The organism is Christiangramia sp. 3-2217-3z (assembly GCF_051195275.1).
GTDB classification, from domain to species: Bacteria; Bacteroidota; Bacteroidia; order Flavobacteriales; family Flavobacteriaceae; genus Christiangramia; species Christiangramia marina.
The window spans coordinates 171,400-190,204 of sequence record NZ_JBNJLI010000004.1 but is presented as its reverse complement, the minus strand read 5'-3'; the positions used below and the strand labels follow the sequence as shown (position 1 = coordinate 190,204).

The following is an 18,805-nucleotide window of genomic DNA, read 5'->3' as shown; positions in this document are numbered from 1 at the left end:
CTATTATTTTTTATACCGTTTAAAGATAGTGACCGCATTTACATCTCCAAAACCAAAACTGGCTTTTGCTACGATATTAATATCAGCATCTATTGTTTTCTTCGGAATACAGGAGTCATCAATCAAAGCTGTTATATCTGTATGAATATCTTCGCAGTTTATATTTCCGAATACATATTGATTTTTAATCTGAAGTATACTTGCAACACTTTCGATTGAACCAGAAGCACTCAAACAATGTCCGGTCATTCCTTTAAGAGAATTAATCTTCGGAAAATATTCTCCTGAAAGTCCGAGGGCAGAAGTCCAGTTCTTGATTTCTGTAGCGTCTCTTGTAGTAGCTGTGAGATGACCATTGATATAGTCTATATCTTCAGCCTCAATTCTAGAAAAACTGATTGCATCCTTTATACATCTTTGCACTGCTTCATTATTCGCTGCGGTCATACTTCCACCAGCTCTCTGACCGCCACTATTGATAGCTCCACCAAGTACTTCCGCATAAATATTAGCCCCTCTTTCCAAAGCAGATTCCAGGGATTCAAGTAGCAAAGCTCCTGCCCCACTACCCGGCACAAATCCCGAAGCAGTTGCGCTCATTGGTCTGGAAGCTTTTTCCGGATTATCGTTGTACTTACCCGGAAGAATCCTCATCGCGTCAAATCCTCCCCAAACATAAGGGCCATCATCGCCGCAACTTCCAACCAGCATTCTTTCAGCCTTTCCTGAGATTATCCGGTCGTACCCCATGATGATCGCTTCACTTCCTGTAGTACATGCAGAAGAATTTGTGGTTACCTGGTTACCGCAACCAAGCATTCCGCCCAAATAAGCGCTGATACCGCTGGCCATTGTCTGAATCACACTAGTGCTTCCCAATCTTCTGGTTTTTCCGGCATCAATCAGATGAATTGCTTCTCTAAATTTATCTACTCCCAGGATTCCTGTACCAAAAATGATCCCTGAATTCCAGTCAGGTTCCTCTTCCGAAGAAATTGGAAGCATAGCATCTTTCCAGGCATCTACACCAGCCATCACTCCATAAATGAGTCCGCTGCTATTTAAACCTTTTTGTTGAAGTGGATTGAAATAATTGTTTATCATCTCCTGAGTAACCGGTGGCTTCCCTCCTATCTGGCAGCTGAAATTAAGATCTTTTAAGTTTTGGTAGAATTTAATTCCGCTAGTGCCATTCCTCAAAGCCTGGTCAAATTGATTAACGCCTATTGCATTTGGCGCGGCAACCCCCAATCCAGTAATTAAGACTCTTCTACTCATGATGTAGATTTTAAAATCATTCCCGAAATTTCACCCCGGCATAAAATATTATCCTGAGTATCTGTCATGATCACCATGCACTTTAATTTATTAAATCTAAAATATTTTTTTTCAGACTTTACAAATACTTTTTCACCGGGATAAACAGGTTTTATAAAATCTACGTTCGAAGATGTCATTGCAATTCTAGGGATTTCTGAAGCAGCCTCCTCCTTACTTAACAAGTAGATTCCGAGGGATACCACACCAATTTGGGCCATACATTCAGCCAGGATCACTCCCGGAGTTACGGGATTTTCCTTAAAATGTCCACGATAAAAATAATGTGATTTATCAAAAAAGTAATTGCCCTCAATAGTATTCTCGCTTATAGAGGTTATTTCGTCTACAAATAGAAAAGGTGCTGAATAAGGTAATTTGGAAAATATATCTTTACTTTTCAAGGACTGCGAATTTACATTAAATGCTCACCGCCGTTAACAGGAATAATACTGCCGGTGATCCAGGAAGCTTCATCTTTACTCAGTAAATAGACCACGTTTGCGACATCATCCGGAACCGTCAATCTTTTGAATGGATTGTGTTTTAAAGCATGTTCCCTTAACGTTTGATTGCCCGGAATCATTTGAAAAGATCTAGTAACCGTTATACCCGCCTGAATACAATTTGCGCGGATACCTTTTTCAGCAAATTCAAGAGCAATACCTCTGGTTAAGGATTCCAGGGTTACTTTTGCTGCTGAAACTGCAGCATAATTTTTCCATGCCTTTTTGTTTCCTTCACTGGTGAAAGAAATCACCCGTGCGTCTTTCGCGAAAAGGTCATTTTTATATAGTTCCTGAGTCCAGTCATACAAGCTTAGTGCCATGGCATCTATGGTCAATTGAAAGTCAATATTACTCAGAGTTTGTTCATCTCCTAGCATAGGTTTTAAATTTCCCTTTGCGATACTATGTAAAAGAGTTCTTACCTTGCCATACTTTCCAAGTGATTCCTTAATATTTGAAACGAGTTCATTCCTGTTCTCCTTCTGAATTGCATCTGTATTAAAACTACGAAATTCCACACCGGTTTTTCGTATACTTTCAAAGGCGTCTTCGATATCTTCAATATCAGATCTTCTGTCGCGGTGAATTATGATAATATTCATTCCGTGGTTTGCAAGCTTCTTTGCGCTGGCATACCCAAGACCACTGCTACCTCCAAGTATGACCGCCCAATAATCTGTATTTCTGAAGTCTTTTACCATTCTATCAAAATTCGTTGAGCAGAAAAACCAGGTCCAAAACTTAACATCAAACCCTGCTCGCCCTTAGCAATATTTTTATCCAGAAATCTTTCCAGAACATAAAGTACCGTGGCGCTGCTCATATTTCCGAATAATTTCAATACTTCGCGAGTATCGTCAATATTCTTACCTAAGTTACCAAAAAGTTCAGAAACAGTCTGCACTATTTTTTTTCCACCTGGATGAAATATTAAATGATCCACTTTTTCTATAGAAGACCCATGTTTTTCGAGAAAAGGATGAACTATTTGCGGGAAATGCTGAGAAATAGTTTCAGGAACTGCCGGATCAAGAATCATTTGCAGACCTTCATTCTTGAGATCAAAGCCCATCATTTGCGTCGAATCATAGAAATGGTACATTTCTTCTCCAATAATCCTTGGGCTATCCAGACCTTCTTCAGAAGAAAGTAAAATACAAGCCGCTCCATCCCCGAAAATTGCGGCACTAACCATATTTGCCATACTTAGATCTGAAAGTTGAAAAGTGGCTGTAGGACTTTCAACCGCAATCACAGCGGCACGTTTTCCGGGATTTGATTTCAAAAAATTGTGAGCATATATCATACCGGAGATACCTGCCGCACAGCCCATTTCGGTAACTGGCAAACGAGTAATATCCTGTTTCAATTTTAATTGGTTGATCAAATAAGCATCGAGAGAAGGAATCATGATTCCAGTACAACTTACGGTTATAATATAATCGATACTTTGAGCATCCCAGTTTGCCGCAGCCAGCGACTTTATTAAAACCTGGCTACCCAGCTTCTTAACCTCTCTAACATAAATATTATTTTTATCCTCGAATGAAGTCATAGTAAAGACTTCCTCAGGATCCATGATCGAATAGCGCCTATCTACGGCTGCTCCTTCAAAAATCTTGACAATCTTTCTACGGAATCTTTCATCCTGGTCACCAAGCCAATCTTCTACCAGGGGAATGATCTGCCTGGTTTCCCGAAAATATTCCGGTAATTGCTTTTCAACATTTACTATATGTACACTCATTCTTTTATTTATTAATGATCCATAAATATCTGAAAGCCCATTTCCATTGAATCGAGTAAGTATCCACTTTAATGGTATTCATATATTTATTAATATCATGCTCCTTAAAACCTCTTAAAATTGAGATAAGACCATCTTTCCTAGCAATTTCATTGTTCACAAATACCGCGCAGAACATTTGAAACAATCTGTAAGCTAATGCTGAACGTTGCAGGTCATTGATGATCACTGCTATATTAGACTGATCGTAGAACTGATGCAAAATTTCCGGAATCTGGGAATCCTTGAAATGATGCAATGTTAGCGTACACATCACGACGTCAAATTTTGAACTGCGAAATTCTGAACTAAAAATATTCTGAGTTACAAAATCTAATTCAGGATAATCTGTGGATAAATCTTGTGCAATTACGATGGCAAATGCATTCGCATCTACACCTGTCAATTTTAGTTTCAACTTCTCCATTCTGCCCCAATCTGCTATTTTTCGAAGCATCGCGCCATTACCACAACCCACGTCTACGATTGAGATTTTTTTATTTTTATCAAGATCCAGTTGCCTCAGACCATCAATACTAATTTGATTACCTCCCAGCCAGGAATTGACCTTTTCAAGATCCTCCAGAGTAATTCTCAATTCTTCACCTCTAAAGTCAAAATCGTCCATGATCTCCGGCTCAAGAGATCTTTTTGTTGTATCTATTTCAGACATGCATTTGTTTTCCGTGGGTTAGTTTAATGATCTTTGGTAATAATCCGGGTACTTTCTGAACAAAACTTTGAGAGAAATTGCTCAGTTTTTGGTGCATTAGTACCTTCTGAAGTATCCTGCCAGTTTTCATTCTTATTCTAAAATTATTTTTCCAGGAATAAGCGTAGTTTGATTCTATGCTTTCACGATTCTTAGGATTAAGTTTAAACTCTAATAAGGCTTCCGAAGCCATCTTAGCGCTACGTATAGCCATTGCCATTCCATTACCAGATAAAGGATGAATTAAACCTGCAGCGTCCCCGATCATAATAATATGATCCTCGACCAATTCCTTATTATCAAATGAAATTTGTGCGATACTCAGGGGTTTTTCGAAGATCATTATTGAATTCTGAAAGAAATCCTTTAAATACGGATTGCGGCTAAGAACCTTGTTCTCATATGATTTGATGTTACTATATTTCTGGAATGATTCATAAGTCGCCAGATAACAGACATTCACGGTACCAAGATCGGTTTTTGATAGTCCGCAATATCCTCCCTGAAAGTTATGCAATGCAACCAGATCATCAGGAAAATCGTGATTGTCGTAATGCGCCTTAACAGCCATCCATGCAGATTTTTTATTTATAAAAGATCGCCTCAGGCGCTTATCAAGACTGGACCTCTTGCCATATGCACCTAACACAAAATTTGCTTCGAGAGTCTGACCATCCTTGCAATGAACTAAAAAAATGTCCCCATAAAATTTACAATTTTCAGCAGTAGCTTTGATAATTTCACCTCCCGCGTCTAAAAATTTCTGATATAATAAATGATCTAAAGTGTATCTGCTTATACCCATTCCTCCAAGATCTAGTTTACATTCCAGCATATTACCCTTCTGGGTGCTAAATTGCATTCTTGAAAGTTCTGGGAGGTGAACACTCCCTAGATCAAGCCCGAGAAATTCTAAGTATGGTTTTATTTCATTAGATAAGTACTCTCCACATACCTTATGTCCTGGATATGAGTCTTTCTCAATCAAACAAACATTCGCGCCTGAATTCACGAGATGTATCCCCGCAACAAGACCTGCAAGTCCCCCTCCCAGTATAATAACATCCTTTGAATTCATTCTTTGAATGTACTTATTAATCACAAAAAATCCCGGTATAAACCGGGATCTTTCAGAAATTATTTAAACATAATCTTAATTACCTTCCTGCTGCTCGGCCTGTTCTTTAGCCTCTTCCTTTAATTCATCATTAGCAACTATAGCAAGCTCTACTCTTCTATTCTTCGCTCTTCCATCAGCAGTAGAATTATCATACTTTGGTTGAGTCTCACCATACCATTTGGTAGTAAATCTTCCTTTCTCAATTCCGTTATCTACAAGGTATCCAGTTACTGCTTGTGCTCTGTTTTTAGATAGAGTGAGGTTATAACTATCACTACCTGTATTATCGGTATGACCTTCAACAAGGACATTCGTTTGAGGGTATTCTTTAAAAATACCAGCAAGCTTATTCAATGCTTCCTGAGATTTCGCGTTGATGGTATATTTCTCGGTGTCAAAATAAACTCCACTATTCTCATCAAAAGTAACGTTGATCCCTTCACCAACTCTTTCAACTTCAGCACCAGGAATCTCGTTCTCGATCTTCTTAGCCTGTTCATCCATTCTGTTACCAATAATGGCTCCGGCTGCTCCACCAACTACACCACCAATGATAGATCCAAGAGCAGAGTTCCCATCTCCGGTGTTATTTCCAATAACTCCACCAATTACGGCTCCACCTGCAGTACCTATCACGGCACCTTTTTGTTTATTGTTTGCGTTCTTTACTGCATCACATCCAAATAAAAGTGTGGATGCAAAAAGTATTACGAACATTCTATTAATCACTGTTTTCATAGCTTTCTGTATAATTATTGTTTAGTAAAATTCATTTTGATTGTAAACGGTGAACCATCAAGACTCACTGTTTGTGACCAGGTCATATTAGTATCAGTTAAACTTTGTAAGTTCAGTCTGAATCCTTCATTTCCCGTTGTAGATTTGTAATCTTCATTAGTAGGCTTCAGAAGAAAATCATAGATTCCCTGAGGGGTATTCTCTTCATCGATAGACCAAATAAACTGGTTTGTTTCGCCGTCGCAACCTGTTCCCGAAACTGTATAAGTTCCTCGGTTATTATTGGATACAAAATCCCAGTTGCTGTTTTCAAAACAAGAAGCCTGAGCTTCGTTGAAGAGAGTTACGTTAAACTGACCAGGGTTATTAGGATAGGTTACACTTGTTAGTGTCCACTGACCATCAAAGCTCTTTCTAGCCTCTTTGGCAACTTTACTCGTTCCTCCACAGGAAGCAAGCAGTCCAATTGTTGCAAGTAAAATAAATATCTTTTTCATGTAGGATTTGATTTAAAAGTAAAAATCCAATGTGACAAGGATTGTTCCGAAGCACACTGGATTTAGAATGTTATTGCTCGATTATCTTCTGAATAAACGACTTAGTAATGAGATTACCAGAAGTACAAGGAAGATATAAAAAATGATCTTCGCGATATCTGCTGCACCGTCTGCAATTCCTCCAAAACCGAAGATTGCGGCAACGATTGCAATAATCAGAAAAATGACGATTAAACGTACCATAATGTATAGATTTATTGATTAGTTGAATCTAAATTACAGCAGTAGTAAGGTGGCAACAAAAGATTATTAATTATTTAACAGAGAATGTGTTAACTAATCTTAATTATCTCAATTTAATGATAAAAGCATGCTAATAATTCAATAATTCCTGCAATTTTGATCTAAAGCGATCCTTTGGTAAGTATTGATTTTCCAGCTCTTTTGCGAACGGGATCGGTGTTTCCAGAGAACCCACTCTATATACTGGGGCATCAAGACTCTCAAAGCATTCTTCAGAGATCACTGCAGCAATTTCTGAAGCAAAACTACCCGTTAATGAATCTTCTGTTAGCACGATCGCCTTTCCTGTTTTCGTAACAGATTTACAAATTGCTCTATTATCAAGCGGTTGTAAACTTCGAAGATCAAGCAGATCTGCAGAATCTATTTTCAACTCATCCAGTATTTCCATGGCCCAATGCACACCTGCACCATAAGTGATGATAGTAACATTGCTACCCTCTCTAATCAAGGAGGCTTTTCCAAATTCTGTAGTGTAATATCCTTCTGGAACTTCCTGCCTGATACTTCGATAAAGAGCTTTGTGCTCGAAATATAATACGGGATTAGGATCATTAAATGCGGTATTCAACAAACCTTTCGCATCAGCAGGAAAAGCAGGATAAATGACTTTTAGCCCGGGGATTTTTGTAAACCAGGCTTCGTTTGTCTGGCTATGGAATGGTCCTGCACCTACACTGCCGCCACAAGGCATTCTAATGACCACATCGGCATTCTGGTTCCAGCGATAGTTCACTTTAGCAAGGTAATTCACGATTGGATTGAATCCTGAACTTACAAAATCACTGAATTGCATTTCAACCATAGCTTTCATGCCCTTAATGGATAGACCCATGGCAGCACCCACTATTGCCGACTCACATATTGGCGTATTGCGAATTCTTTCCTTACCATATTTATGAAGCAAACCATCAGTAATCTTAAAAACACCACCGTAATCGGCAATATCCTGTCCCATAAGTACCAGATCGGGATGACGTTCCATAGATTCTGAAACAGATTCAGCAATGGCATCTATAAATCTCAACTCTGAAGTTGTAGATCCAGGCTGAACTTCTTCAAAATTACAATTAGCGTACACGTCATTCAATTCAGTTTCCAGACTGGCGGAGACGATTGCTTCAGAATTAGCGATATCGAGATGCTCGTTGATCTCCAGTAAAATTTTTTCTTTCATTTCTGAAATCTGGTCATGGGATATAACTTTATGTTCCAGAAGGAAATTTTCAAAATTGATCACAGGATCTTTTGCCTGCCACTCATCCATTAATTCCTGCGGAACATATTTGGTACCACTGGCTTCCTCATGTCCTCTCATTCTGAAAGTCTTGAATTCCACAAGAACCGGCCTTGGTTCAACCCTCATACTTTCAGCTATTTCTGAAATTTTCTCATAAACTTCGAGAATGTTGTTTCCATCAATTATATGCGCTTCCATCCCATAGCCAGCACCGCGATCTGCAAGGTCCTTACATCTATATTGTTCTGTAGTTGGAGTTGAGAGTCCGTAACCATTATTCTCGATACAGAACAAAACAGGTAGATCCCAAACAGACGCTATATTCAAAGCTTCATGAAAATCACCTTCGCTGGTACCCCCTTCACCTGTAAACACTGCAGTTACAGATCCTTCATTTTTGAGTTTGCTAGCAAGTGCAATACCATCTGCCACTCCAAGCTGTGGTCCAAGATGAGAGATCATTCCTACTATATTAAATTCCTGTGTTCCAAAATGAAAACTCCTGTCTCTACCCTTTGTAAAACCAGAAGCTTTCCCCTGCCATTGAGCGAATAGCCGCTTTAAGGGAATTTCCCGGGTTGTAAAAACACCGAGATTTCGATGCATTGGCAAAATATACTCATGTTTATATAAGGCCTTGGTTACTCCTACAGAGATCGCCTCCTGCCCAATTCCACTAAACCATTTACTAATTTTACCCTGACGCAGCAAGATCAACATTTTTTCTTCGATCATTCTGGGTTTTAAAATGGCATAATACAGATCTTGCAGTGTCTCGGTATCATGAATACTGGATTTGTATTGTATGTTGGTTTGGGAAGTATCTACGGAAGACATAAATTATAATTTGTTCGATAAATGTAAGTAAAATTATAAAGTTGAATGGAGTCTAAAAATCCATGAATTACTTAATTTTACTTAACTTTGTTTGTTACCTAAAATTTTAAAAGCGCTATATGGCAATGAATAATATTCCCAGTGTAGATCTCGCCGATTTTCTTTCGGAAGATCCTAAAAGAAAAGAAAAGTTCGTTAACGAGATTGGTAAAGCTTATGAAGAAATAGGTTTTGTAGCTCTTAAAAATCATTTTTTAAGTGATAATCTGGTTGATAATCTTTACAAAGAAGTAAAATCTTTTTTCGACTTACCGGTTGAAACTAAGAAGAACTATGAGATTGAAGGGCTGGCTGGACAAAGAGGTTATATTTCCTTCGGAAAGGAGCATGCTAAAGGTAAAAAAGAAGGAGATCTGAAGGAGTTCTGGCATTTTGGACAGGAACCTTCAGAAGATGCGAAACTGTCTGAAGAATATCCTGAAAATGTACAGGTTGAAGAATTACCAGATTTTAATAAAATTGGGATGGAAGCTTATAGAATGCTGGAAAAAACTGGTATTTACGTGCTTCGTGCCCTTGCTTTATATATTGGATTAGAAGAGCATTATTTTGATCATTGGGCAAGTAATGGAAACAGTATTTTAAGACCAATACATTACCCACCAATCACGGAAGAGCCAAAGGGAGCTGTTAGAGCTGGAGCTCATGGTGATATCAATTTAATTACTCTTTTGATGGGAGCATCTACTGGTGGTCTGCAAGTCCTTCGGAAGGATGGTGAATGGATCGATGCCGTTCCACAGGAAGATGAATTAGTGATCAATGTTGGGGATATGCTGGAAAGACATACCAATAACAAACTTCGCTCTACTATTCACCGGGTTACGAATCCGCCAAAAGATCAATGGGAAAAACCTAGATATTCCATTCCTTTCTTTATGCACCCACGAAGTGATATGAGACTAGACTGTCTTGAAGAATGTATCGATGAAGATAACCCAAAACAATATGAAGACATTACTGCAGGAGAATTTTTGCATCAGCGACTTGTAGAGATAGGTCTCTTAAAAAAATAGATAATGGCGAAAAAGAAATTAGGTCTGGAAGATCTGGGAGGTTTCGTATTTTCGACCAATGATGAATTTGATGAAACATCATATACCAACGGAGATTCCCAGGAAGAACTCGCTCCAGAGGATCAGAAATTAGAAGCACATTTCAGTAATAAAGGTAGAGGCGGTAAAACGGTGACTATCATCAAAAATTACCAGGGTCCTGAAGAAGAACTCATCAAGCTCGGGAAATTGCTGAAGAAAAAATGTGGCGTTGGCGGTAGTACCAAGGATGGAGAAATCATCATCCAGGGTGACGATCGTGAAAAAATAATGCAGATCCTGCAATATGAAGGATATCAGGTTAAACGTGTTGGAGGTTAATAGCACGTTTTTTATATCTTAAATATGAGCGAAAAGACTTTACATATAGTGAACGGTGATGGTTTAGCCGAACATATGCAGGAGCTAAAATTACCGGGTGAATTGATTATATGGCGTGAACTCCTATGTGAAGGTCCTACAAAAAGGAAGCTTAATGACAAGTTCTTCAAAATGCGCAAGAAATTCCTGTTAAAAGCATACGATATCTCTGCGAAAAATTATGAAGAACGTTTTATTTCTGAAGTTGAAAGACTAAAAGCTATGGATGACTATGATAAGGTCTATCTGTGGTTCGAGTATGATCTTTTTTGCCATATTAATATGCTTGCTGCCATTCAGGTTCTTGCGAACAAGAGAATGGATATGCCCGTTTATCTTGTGTGTAGCAAAAAACTCAAAGGTGAGAAGGAGTTTCAACCCTTATGCCAGCTATCAATTTCAGAATTGAAGAACCATTATGAAAACAGCATTGTATTAACTTCTGAAGATATTGGAGTTGCATTGTTGATTTGGGAACTTTATTGTGGTGAGGATCCTTTGAAATTAAAAGCACAAATCAAGACCAAGTCCAATTTTGAATATTTATCGAGCTGTATTAGAGCACATATTGAAAGGTTTCCAAATAGTAGGACAGGGATCAACTCGCTTGAAAGAAACATTTTAAAGCTTATAGAATCAAGAGAGATTACCAGTAGAAATCATCTGCTGGGATATGCTCTTCAGCATCAGGGCTATTATGGATATAGCGATAGCCAGATGCAAAGAAAACTGGACAGACTCTCCCTGTTCTTTTCTGAAAACGAAAATAAAATACAACTTACTGAAAAAGGAATTCAGGTATTAAATGGAAAAAAGAACTTCTATCGTGAACTTTTAAATGAACAGGTTTATGGGGGAGTTCGAAAATTCGATTTCCTTTATGATCCTGAATTGAACAGATTATTAAAACTATAGAATGAGTTTAAAAGCTTCAGAATTGATCCTCAATGAGGACGGTTCCATATATCACCTTGGTTTACTACCACATGAAATCGCAGATACAGTGATCACCGTTGGTGACCCGGCTAGAGTAGAAAGAATTAGTGCTTATTTTGATAAAATCGAGATCACTAGAATGAAACGTGAGTTCTGCACCCATACTGGTTTTCTGGATGGAAAAAGAATCACCGTGATGTCTACAGGAATGGGAACCGATAATATTGATATCGCTTTAACCGAACTGGATGCGCTGGCCAATATCGACCTGCAGAAAAAAGAAGTTAAGAACGATCTTAAAGCTTTGGACATTATTAGAATTGGTACCACCGGTTCTATTAGAGAGGATATCGCTTTAGATTCATTTCTGGTAAGTGAACTCGCAATGGGCTTTGATGGTCTTATGCATTTCTATGACAGTGATAGTTTTCTGCAAGCTGCTTATGCTGAAGAATTTGTTAAACAAACGAACTGGTCTTCTAAAAAAGCTTATCCCTACGTAGTCGAAGGAAGTGGCCGACTCATAGAGAAATTCTCATCCAAGGATACTGTCAAAGGTTTCACTGCTACCAATATTGGTTTTTATGGTCCTCAGGGAAGAGTTCTTCGAAACTCCATTCCTGAAGCAGATATGAATCAAAATATTGCCGCCTTCAGTTTTAATGGAAAGTTTATTACGAATCTTGAAATGGAAACTTCAGGAATATACGGGATGTCGAAACTACTGGGCCATCATGCAGTTTCTATGAATGCGGTATTAGCGAACAGAGCTACCGGAGAATTTTCAGCAGATCCTAAAAAACTTGTAGATAATCTTATTAAATACTGTCTGGAAAGGATAGTTTCCTAAGTAGCTTATTTAACAATATATTAAAAGCTCTACAGGGCTTACTTTGTATTTTTGGTTAAACAAAATAATGTCCATGCCGCAACCTAATGAAAACCGTTTTAGACACAGAGATCTAAACTGGTTGAGTTTTAACGAAAGGGTTCTACAAGAGGCTGCAGATAAGATAAATCCTCTTTACGAAAGGATGAAATTCCTGGCAATTTTTTCTTCCAATCTGGATGAGTATTTCCGCGTACGTGTTTCTCAACTCCGCCAAATGAAGAGGGTGAAGAAAAGTATCAGGAAAAAACTAGCCCTCAAACCTTCAAGAATCACTAAACAGATCATCGAAGAAGTTAAAAAGCAACAGAATCAGTTTGGAGATATCTATAAAAAACAGATCATCCCGGAACTTGCAGCGAACAACATTTTTTTACTGGAGGCAGATCATTATAATCAAAAGCAGAAGGCCTTTGCTGAAGATTATTTTCAAAAGAACATTCAGCAACATTTAGATCCTATGTTAATTAATCTGGATGAAGAGAATGAATTGTTTTTGAAGAATTCTATCCTCTATTTCCTGGTTACTTTTAAAGATGAAAATAAATTAGCCATTGTCAATATACCGGTAGAAGAATGTGGCCGATTCGTGACCTTTAAAGATGAAGCAGAAAAACACCAGATCACTTATTTAGATGAAATTCTAAGACATCAATTGTTTAAAATTTTTCCTGAAAGCGATATTACAGGAATTTATGAAATTAAATTATCCAGAGATGCTGAACTGTATATCGACGATATATATGAAGGCGTACTGGCAGAAAAGATCTATGAATCTTTAAAGCAAAGAACAGATGGGCAGCCTACAAGATTACTTTATGATGCAAGTATGCCAGATCCTGTTCATAGAAAAATCAGGAAACTTCTGAAATTAGGGAAAATCGATATGATGCCTGGAGGCAAATATCATAACTTTAAAGACTTTTTTACTTTCCCTGATCCAAGTGGCAATAAGGATCTTCATTTTAAAAAGCTTCCTCCACTACCCCATAAAACTTTGGAAAAAAGTGATGATTACTTTAAATCTATATTAGAGAAAGATCAGGCGCTGCATTTTCCTTTTATGTCTTTTGATTATGTTGAGAAATTTGTAGAACAGGCCGCGGCAGATGATCAGGTTACTGATATTAGTATTTCTCTTTATCGGGTAGCCGATGAGTCCAAACTGACCAATTCCCTAATGCAGGCTCTGGAGAATGGTAAGAATGTTACTGTTTTTGTTGAAGCCAAAGCGAGATTTGATGAGAAAAACAATATTAGCTGGGGAAGGAAATTTGAAGAAAAAGGCGCTCATGTGATCTATTCTTTTCCGAAGGTGAAAGTGCATTCCAAGATCATGCTGGTAAAAAGGCAGGAGAATGATGAAACTGTACGATATGCTTATATTGGAACCGGAAATTTCAATGCAGAGACTTCTGAAATTTATTGCGATCATGCAATTTTTACAGCAAACAAACTGATCACCAAAGAACTCGATCGCTTGTTCAAAGTGCTGGAAGGTGAACTGATCATCCCGAGAGAAAAGAACCTTTTGATCTCTCCATTTTCTACCAGGCAAGAATTCACCAAGTTGATCTACAACGAGATCGAAAATGCCAGAGATGGTAAGAAAGCTAAGATTACCGCCAAGATGAACAGCCTTGAAGATGAGGAAATGATCGAGTTGCTGTACCGGGCGAGCGAAGCGGGTGTCGAGATTAGAATGCTGATACGCGGTTTTACCTGTCTAATTCCAGGAGTTAAAGGCATGAGTGAAAATATTTATGTTACGAGTGTAGTTGATCGTTTTCTGGAACATGGTAGAATCTACCTTTTTGAAAACGGGGGTGTTGAAAAAATGTTCTATGGGAGTGCAGATTGGATGAGTCGTAATCTTGATCGCAGAATTGAAGTCATCTCTCCAGTGCTGGATGAAGATATTTTTAATGAATTCAAGGACATATTGAATATTCAGTTAAAGGATAATGTAAAAGCTCGTATTCAGGATAAGGAAGAAACGAATACCTATGTTCAGAAGGATGATGATGAGAAAACTGTGCGTTCGCAATATGCGATATATGATTATCTAAAAGAAAAGCATTCAAATGACTGAGATCAAAGTTGGTGGTGTACCGGAGCATTTTAATTTACCCTGGCATCGTTGTATCGAGAATAACAAATTCGCAAAAGCAGGATTAGACCTCAAATGGAAGGAAGTTCCGGAAGGAACGGGAGCTATGTGTAATTTGCTTCGGGAAGAGGAAATAGACGTAGCCGTTATACTAACAGAAGGTATCAGCCGTGACATTATAAATGGAAATAAAAGTAAGATCATTCAGAATTATATTGGAAGTCCGCTTATTTGGGGAATTCATGTTGATGGGAGATCTTCCTTTAAAAACATCAACGATCTAAAGGGTACAAAAGCTGCGATTAGCCGTGAAGGAAGCGGCTCACATCTAATGGCCTATGTAAATGCTGAACATGTTGGGTGGAATACAGATTCACTCAAATTTGAGATTGTTCATAATCTGGAAGGAGCTATTGAGGCTTTGAGACAGGATGATGCGCAGTATTTTATGTGGGAACATTTCACCACAAAACCTCTGGTGGACAATAATACCTTCCGACTTATTGCCGACTGCCCTACTCCATGGCCTTGTTTTGTGATAGCAGCTTCTCAAAAAGCAATCGATGAAAAACCAGACGAACTTGTAAGAATGCTGGAGGTTCTAAATACTGAAACAAGCAATTTCAAAATTCAGAAAAATATAGATGTTGAACTGGCAGAGAGATATGGTCAAAAACTAGAAGATATCAGAAAATGGCTTGATCTTACCCATTGGAGTCAGCAGCAAATCGCCGATCAGGATCTAACTGAAGTTCAGGATTATTTAAAAAGACTTAAACTTATTTCCGAAAAAGTAGATAATAAGGAATTAATTCATAATTTCAGGGCCAAATAATCTACTTCTACAAATATAATTTTTACTTACCTGCTTGCTTTTAGCAGCTACATCTCTGGGTTTTAGCCAGACCAACGACAGTATTTCCAATGCAAATTCAAGAGAGTTCGGAAAACAGGAATTAAGTCTGAATGCTTTTAATCTTGTAGCTTTCGGTATTGTAGATATTACCTATGAACGCATAATTTCTGAAAATTCTACCTGGGCGATCGAAGCTTTTTACCATCCAACTAAGGATGATTATCTCAATGATGCTTATTACAAAGAGCTCTCTTTAACCGGTAAATACAAGCATTTCTTTAGCTCAAAGTATGCCCGTGGCTTTTATGTTCATGGTTTTGGAATATTGTCAAATGGTGAATATGAAGATGGATCATATTACAATGAAAGTATTAATTAATATATTTATGAAACTAATGACTATACCGACTTTGCCATAGGATTTGGTCTGGGTGGTAAATTTGTATCTAAAGGAGGCTTTTTATTAGACCTAAGCGGTGGTATTGGTAGAAATTTGTTTAGTGACAAATCTCCACCTATTGTTGGTCAGTTTATGGTCAACCTGGGATATAGATTCTAATTAGCACTTCTTGAGTATGCTTACCAATTAATTGGTTTTTTGCCTTTTAATTGTAAATATTCATTGGCCAGACTAAAATGTTTGTTTCCAAACCAGTATCCTCTGTTTGCACTTAGTGGTGAAGGATGACCACTGGTTAAAATTAGATGCTTCGAACTATCGATTAGCTTGGATTTTTTCTTGGCAAAACCACCCCAAAGCATAAATACAACATTTTCTTTTTGTTCGGAAATGAGCCTGATCACTTCATCTGTGAAAATTTCCCAGCCTTTGTTTTGGTGGGAACCGGCCTGATGAGCTCTTACGCTTAAGGTTGCATTCAATAAAAGTACACCTTGATCTGCCCATCTCTCGAGATTTCCGCTGGAAGGCGCAGGCTTATTCAAATCAGTCTCGATCTCTTTAAAAATATTGATTAGCGAAGGAGGAATCTGGACATTATCACGAACAGAAAAACACAAACCGTTCGCCTGCCCTACTCCATGATATGGATCCTGACCCAGAATAACTACCCGGGTATTATCAAATGTTGAATGATCAAAAGCAGCAAAAATCTCACCGCCTGGAGGAAAACATTTATGCTCCGTATACTCCTTTTTTACATATTGAATTAAATTCTTGAAATAGTCCTTTTCAAATTCAGCATTCAGAACTTTTTTCCAGCTTTGATCTATTCTTACGTTCATGAGAATTGAGTAACTTTGTAGTACCTCAAATGTAGGGAAAAATTGATATGATAAAAATTAGTTCCAGGAGTCTTGATGATTTGGAATTTCCGGTAGTATGCGCGCAGGTTAGCGAACTATGCATTACAGGACAGGGAAAAGATAAGGCTCTTAAGATCCAACCATACCCGAGTTTTCAGAAGACCGTTTTTGGACTCGATCAAACCAACGAATTTATTAAATCCAAAACCCAGGATGAAGCGATCCCGAATCACGGATTCGATAGTATTCAACCTGAGCTTCGATTACTGGCTATAGAGGAGTCGGTTCTGGAAATTGGAGGTTTCAGAAAGATTTCTTCGCTGAATGAAACGGTGAATAATCACTTGAAATTCTTCAGAAAAAACAAGCATCTCTATCCTGCTTTATCTGAGACTGTTTCTCATCTGGAATATGACCTAAGCCTCGTAGAAAAGATCAATTCGGTTATTGATAGGTTTGGAGAAATGAAAGATGATGCTTCCACCTATTTACAACAATTGCGAAGATCGATCAATGCTGTAAAGGGTCAGATAAATTCAAGTTTTAATTCAGCCTTAACTACTTACAACGGTTATGGGTATCTTGACGAGATCAAAGAAAGTGTTGTGGAGAATGTGCGGGTACTCGCTGTAAAATCTATGTATCGCCGTAAGGTAAAAGGTGGAATCATGGGGAATTCCAAAACCGGCAGTATTGTGTATATTCAGCCGGAAGCTACTCATCGATACACCCGGGAACTTAACAATTTAGAATACGAGGAAAAGGAAGAGATTAAGCGTATTTTAAAAGAACTTACAGAATTCGCCAGACCCTATCGTGAAGTTCTGGTAGAGCACCAGGATCTTCTAAGTGAAATGGATGTGATCTCCGCGAAGGCCAAGTACGCATATAAGATCGAGGGAATCTTACCAAAGATCACTAAGGATAGGGAATTATTTCTGAAGGATGCCTACCACCCTCTATTACTTCTGAATAATAAGAAAAAGAACGAAAAAACATATCCACAGAGCATTGAACTAGGCGCCGATAACCGAATAATGGTTATTTCAGGTCCGAATGCGGGTGGTAAAAGTATCACTCTTAAGACGGTTGGACTCTTACAGGTAATGCTCCAGAGTGGAATGCTTATCCCGGTTCATGAGTATAGTAGAATGTGCCTGTTCTCCAAAGTTCTTACCGATATAGGTGATAATCAATCTATCGAAAATCACCTTAGTACGTATAGCTACCGACTTAAAAACATGAATTACTTTCTGCGGAAATGTGATGACAAAACATTGTTTCTAATTGACGAATTTGGTACGGGAAGTGACCCAGAACTTGGTGGTGCTTTAGCTGAAACATTTCTGGAGGTTTTTTATGAAAAAGGATCCTTCGGAATACTTACAACACATTACGCTAACCTGAAGAAACTGGCCAATGAATTGCCAGAGATGAGCAATGCGAATATGATGTTCGATAATCAAACGCTAGAACCAATCTATAAACTTCAGGTTGGAGAAGCCGGAAGCTCTTTTACCTTTGAAGTTGCCCAGAAAAACGGAATTCCATATAGCCTGATTAATCGTTCCAAAAAGAAGGTTGAACGTGGTAAGATTAGATTTGATCGAAGTATAGCGAACCTTCAGAAGGAGCGTTCTAACCTTAGAAAAACAACCGACAGTCTTAAGACCAAAGAAGAAAAGGCCGCAGCAGAAAAAGAAAAACTGGAAGAAACAAATTCCAGGATTCAGCAAAAATTGGAAAGCTATCAGGAACTGTACGATACCAATCAGCGAATGATCTATCTTGGTCAGAAGGTCAATGATCTAAGTGAAAAATACTTCAGCAATAAAAAAAAGAAAGAGCTTATTGGAGAATTTATAAAGCTAGTGGAAATAGAAAATTCCAAACGAAAAAAAGAAAGTGCCAAGAAACTTAAAGCCAAGAAAAACAAAGAAGAACAGTTGAAAAAGGAGGTTCAGAAAAAAATTGAACCAATTCGGGAAAAGAAAAAGGAAGAGAAGAAAAAAGAAACGCAATTAAAAAAGCAGGAAGCCAATAAACCAAAAGCTAAATTAAAGATTGGCGATCGTGTTCGGCTTGAAGATGGAAAAGCGGTTGGAACGATCGATAAGATAGAAAAAGACAAAGCTCTTGTCAATTATGGTATTTTCACCACTTCTGTAGGAATGGCTCAATTGGAACTCGTACAATCTGCTAAAAAGAAATAGT

19 protein-coding genes are annotated in these 18,805 nt (G+C 38.1%); 8 read left to right on the top strand and 11 right to left on the bottom strand.

What is annotated here, in order from left to right; genetic code table 11:
• Positions 1–3 precede the first annotated feature (3 nt).
• The 10 genes from ACSHZO_RS09025 to ACSHZO_RS08980 all read right to left on the bottom strand — a co-directional run bounded on the left by ACSHZO_RS09025 (position 4) and on the right by ACSHZO_RS08980 (position 9,059).
• The gene (locus ACSHZO_RS09025) at positions 4–1,278 is read right to left on the bottom strand and encodes a beta-ketoacyl-[acyl-carrier-protein] synthase family protein (protein WP_298247131.1); all 1,275 of its coding nucleotides are present in this window, start codon (positions 1,276–1,278) and stop codon (positions 4–6) included.
• On the bottom strand, positions 1,275–1,721 hold the full coding sequence (locus ACSHZO_RS09020) for a 3-hydroxyacyl-ACP dehydratase FabZ family protein (protein WP_298247130.1): 447 nt from the start codon (positions 1,719–1,721) through the stop codon (positions 1,275–1,277). Before ACSHZO_RS09020 ends, ACSHZO_RS09025 begins: the two co-directional genes overlap by 4 nt.
• Positions 1,722–1,732: 11 nt before the next feature.
• Positions 1,733–2,527: an enoyl-ACP reductase FabI gene (locus tag ACSHZO_RS09015; RefSeq protein ID WP_298247129.1), complete on the bottom strand. Its 795-nt coding sequence runs from the start codon at positions 2,525–2,527 to the stop codon at positions 1,733–1,735.
• Entirely contained in the window at positions 2,521–3,573 is a 1,053-nt protein-coding gene (locus tag ACSHZO_RS09010; RefSeq protein WP_298247128.1) for a type III polyketide synthase, read from the bottom strand. The genes ACSHZO_RS09015 and ACSHZO_RS09010 overlap by 7 nt, the downstream gene beginning before the upstream one ends.
• Before the next feature lie 4 nt (positions 3,574–3,577).
• The gene (locus tag ACSHZO_RS09005; protein ID WP_298247127.1) at positions 3,578–4,285 is read right to left on the bottom strand and encodes a methyltransferase domain-containing protein; all 708 of its coding nucleotides are present in this window, start codon (positions 4,283–4,285) and stop codon (positions 3,578–3,580) included.
• On the bottom strand, positions 4,278–5,402 hold the full coding sequence (locus ACSHZO_RS09000) for an NAD(P)/FAD-dependent oxidoreductase (protein WP_298247126.1): 1,125 nt from the start codon (positions 5,400–5,402) through the stop codon (positions 4,278–4,280). Before ACSHZO_RS09000 ends, ACSHZO_RS09005 begins: the two co-directional genes overlap by 8 nt.
• Before the next feature lie 75 nt (positions 5,403–5,477).
• On the bottom strand, positions 5,478–6,182 hold the full coding sequence (locus ACSHZO_RS08995) for an OmpA family protein (protein WP_295180440.1): 705 nt from the start codon (positions 6,180–6,182) through the stop codon (positions 5,478–5,480).
• Between the two features lie 14 nt (positions 6,183–6,196).
• Positions 6,197–6,679, bottom strand: coding sequence for a lipocalin family protein (locus ACSHZO_RS08990; RefSeq protein WP_295180443.1), 483 nt, complete (start codon positions 6,677–6,679; stop codon positions 6,197–6,199).
• Positions 6,680–6,760: 81 nt separating this feature from the next.
• A complete protein-coding gene (locus ACSHZO_RS08985) occupies positions 6,761–6,922 on the bottom strand; it encodes a DUF1328 domain-containing protein (protein ID WP_026916217.1) in 162 nt (53 codons plus the stop codon).
• 130 nt (positions 6,923–7,052) lie between these two features.
• Complete coding sequence (locus ACSHZO_RS08980; RefSeq protein ID WP_298247125.1) at positions 7,053–9,059, bottom strand: alpha-ketoacid dehydrogenase subunit alpha/beta; 2,007 nt, start codon at positions 9,057–9,059, stop codon at positions 7,053–7,055.
• 125 nt (positions 9,060–9,184) lie between these two features.
• Here ACSHZO_RS08980 and ACSHZO_RS08975 point away from each other — a divergent pair, with 125 nt between their 5' ends.
• The 7 genes from ACSHZO_RS08975 (at position 9,185) to ACSHZO_RS08945 (ending at position 15,704) form a co-directional block, all read left to right on the top strand.
• Positions 9,185–10,135 carry an isopenicillin N synthase family dioxygenase gene (locus tag ACSHZO_RS08975; RefSeq protein ID WP_298247278.1) on the top strand — a complete coding sequence of 317 codons (951 nt, stop codon included), beginning with the start codon at positions 9,185–9,187 and terminating at the stop codon, positions 10,133–10,135.
• Positions 10,136–10,138: 3 nt separating this feature from the next.
• On the top strand, positions 10,139–10,495 hold the full coding sequence (locus tag ACSHZO_RS08970) for a translation initiation factor (protein ID WP_298247124.1): 357 nt from the start codon (positions 10,139–10,141) through the stop codon (positions 10,493–10,495).
• Positions 10,496–10,519: 24 nt separating this feature from the next.
• Positions 10,520–11,449, top strand: coding sequence for a DUF1835 domain-containing protein (locus tag ACSHZO_RS08965; RefSeq protein WP_298247123.1), 930 nt, complete (start codon positions 10,520–10,522; stop codon positions 11,447–11,449).
• A gap of 1 nt (position 11,450) precedes the next feature.
• The gene (locus ACSHZO_RS08960) at positions 11,451–12,320 is read left to right on the top strand and encodes a nucleoside phosphorylase (protein ID WP_298247122.1); all 870 of its coding nucleotides are present in this window, start codon (positions 11,451–11,453) and stop codon (positions 12,318–12,320) included.
• Between the two features lie 73 nt (positions 12,321–12,393).
• Positions 12,394–14,451: a polyphosphate kinase 1 gene (gene ppk1, locus ACSHZO_RS08955; protein WP_298247121.1), complete on the top strand. Its 2,058-nt coding sequence runs from the start codon at positions 12,394–12,396 to the stop codon at positions 14,449–14,451.
• Positions 14,444–15,304 carry a substrate-binding domain-containing protein gene (locus tag ACSHZO_RS08950; protein WP_298247120.1) on the top strand — a complete coding sequence of 287 codons (861 nt, stop codon included), beginning with the start codon at positions 14,444–14,446 and terminating at the stop codon, positions 15,302–15,304. The genes ppk1 and ACSHZO_RS08950 overlap by 8 nt, the downstream gene beginning before the upstream one ends.
• Positions 15,305–15,338: 34 nt before the next feature.
• Positions 15,339–15,704: a hypothetical protein gene (locus ACSHZO_RS08945; RefSeq protein ID WP_298247119.1), complete on the top strand. Its 366-nt coding sequence runs from the start codon at positions 15,339–15,341 to the stop codon at positions 15,702–15,704.
• 200 nt (positions 15,705–15,904) lie between these two features.
• On the opposite strand, the gene ung is transcribed toward ACSHZO_RS08945, so the two are convergent.
• On the bottom strand, positions 15,905–16,570 hold the full coding sequence (gene ung / locus ACSHZO_RS08940; RefSeq protein WP_298247118.1) for a uracil-DNA glycosylase: 666 nt from the start codon (positions 16,568–16,570) through the stop codon (positions 15,905–15,907).
• Between the two features lie 47 nt (positions 16,571–16,617).
• On the opposite strand from ung, the gene ACSHZO_RS08935 reads away from it, so the two are divergent.
• Positions 16,618–18,804 carry an endonuclease MutS2 gene (locus tag ACSHZO_RS08935; RefSeq protein ID WP_298247117.1) on the top strand — a complete coding sequence of 729 codons (2,187 nt, stop codon included), beginning with the start codon at positions 16,618–16,620 and terminating at the stop codon, positions 18,802–18,804.
• Position 18,805: the final 1 nt, after the last annotated feature.